The organism is Mesorhizobium sp. M2A.F.Ca.ET.037.01.1.1 (genome assembly GCF_003998075.1).
Lineage (GTDB): Bacteria > Pseudomonadota > Alphaproteobacteria > Rhizobiales > Rhizobiaceae > Mesorhizobium.
This window is the reverse complement of sequence record NZ_RZSA01001115.1, coordinates 1-1,978: the sequence shown is the minus strand read 5'-3', so window position 1 is coordinate 1,978 and position 1,978 is coordinate 1. Positions and strand designations below refer to the sequence as shown.

Annotated in this window: 1 protein-coding gene and 1 tRNA gene; one reads left to right on the top strand and one right to left on the bottom strand. The window is 60.4% G+C overall.

Annotation, left to right across the window (positions count from 1 at the left end):
* The coding region (locus EOA27_RS34060; RefSeq protein ID WP_145970743.1) for a porin at nucleotides 1-1,044 on the bottom strand (1,044 nt) is incomplete at its 3' end.
* Nucleotides 1,045-1,380: 336 nt separating this feature from the next.
* Between EOA27_RS34060 and EOA27_RS34055 the strand changes: the two genes are divergently transcribed.
* Nucleotides 1,381-1,471, top strand: a tRNA-Ser gene (locus EOA27_RS34055).
* The last annotated feature ends 507 nt before the right edge of the window (nucleotides 1,472-1,978 follow it).

Below are 1,978 nucleotides of genomic sequence, written 5' to 3'. Positions count from 1 at the left end.
GTCGTAGGCGATGTTGGCGGCGATGCCGAGGTTCTCACCTTCGTCATACGAGATCTGAGCGTTGAACGAGGTCTTCTCGTTGAACTTGTAGGTGCCACCGCCCCACACTGCCCAGTTTTCGTCCCACTGCTTGTAGAAGCCGCGACCGCCAGCTGCGAAGGCATAGGTCGGATCCGACAGGTTGTCATCGGAGCCATAGCCGCCCATGATGAACAGCGAGATGGCGTCGTTGACGTTCACGTCCAAACGAACCTTCCCGGCGACTTCTTCGTAGTTGCTGTCGTAAGCGATAACGCCGGTGATGGCACCCCAGCCCTGCGTCCACTTCACGCCGCCGACGACATGCGGAACGTAGCTGTCGATCGTGCCCACGCCGTAGGAACCGTCCGTGCCGCCGCCCGCGCCTTCTTCGAGCGAGATCACGGCCGAGAAGCCGTTGCCGGCGTCGAAGTAGTACTGGACGACGTTGGTGTCGAAATCACCGTAGGGAACCAGCGTATCCTGGATGACGTTGCCGGCATAACCGATGAACGTGTTGAAGGCCGATTCGTCCTTACCGACGCGCAGGCCACCGAGCTGGATCCAGGCGAAGTTCAGCGACGTGCCCTTGTTGAAGGCCGCATTGGGGCCATAATCGTCATTGGTCGGGTCACCAAGATCGGCGTTGCGGTTGCCGAAGTTCCAGCGGGTCTCGGTGTAGGTCTTCAACGTGCCGAGCTCGGTCTCCTGGCCGGTCCAGGTCTTCAGCGTGAAGCGGGCATTCTTGTAGAAGGTGTCGTTGCTGTCGCCGTCCTCGACATCAGCGGACGTCGCACCGTCGAACGAGCCGACGTCGCCGACGCCGATGTCGTAACGGACATAACCGCCGATGCGAAGGCAGGTCTCGGTGCCGGGGATGTAGAAGTAGCCCGAGCCGTACACGTCGCAGATCTTGACGTATTCAGCCGGTTCCGGCTCGGCGACGGTCACCGCGTCGGCGGCGCGGGCGCCCGAAACTGCGATCAGGGCCGCAGCTGAGCCGAGAAGAAGGCTCTTGATGTTCATTTTCTGACCTCCAGTCAGAATCGGATGGAAGCGATGCGGACTTTCGATCGGAATTATGGGCAATGCCTTGTTATTGCGCACTTTTTCGCCCCCGTGCGGCGGAACGAGGGGCGTCTGCCGGGTGATTGCGAGTACGGTTTCCGGTCTACGAGGGCGCTCCAATGAAGGCGCCTCTGCTGGCTAGAAAAGGCCGCATAAGTCACGATTCGCCACGTCTGGGCCGATGCGATGCCGATGCTCCACCGCTTTCCCAAGTTGCCGGCCTAACGATTTTTCGGCGATTATGGCGCCGGCTTGTTGATTGTGCCCACGCTTTTCTTTATCCAGCGGCGCGACGGAGAGGTGGCCGAGTGGTCGAAGGCGCTCCCCTGCTAAGGGAGTAGAGGTCAAAAGCTTCTCGTGGGTTCGAATCCCATCCTCTCCGCCATCCTCCCCTGCGCTGTGCGCAACAAGCTTCCCTTCGCAAGGCGATTCTGCGGCAAGAACCGGACAGAGCGACTCGCCGGGACGCCGCAATTCAGCCGGCCGATCGCCGGATTCGCCTGGATTCGAGCGTCTCGCGGGCCTCGATGGTTAACGAGAGCTTTCGGAGTGAGGCCAAATCGTGTCATTTGTGCAACAACATCCGGGGATAGCGTCTGGATCGGGCTTTCGCCGATACGATCGTGGTTGAACGCCGCCGCCGCCTGGGTAAAGGTCACGTTCGAAGGAGCGGCGCGGTGCGCATCTTTTTCGGTAGTGGGGATGGGGCAGGGAACGCTGTCCTTCAGCAAAAAATACCCAGACCCGTTTTTTAACTTTTGACTGGAGGTCAGAAAATGAACATCAAGAGCCTTCTTCTCGGCTCAGCTGCGGCCCTCATCGCAGTTTCGGGCGCCCGCGCCGCCGACGCTGTGACCGTCGCCGAGCCGGAACCGGCTGAATACGTCAAGAT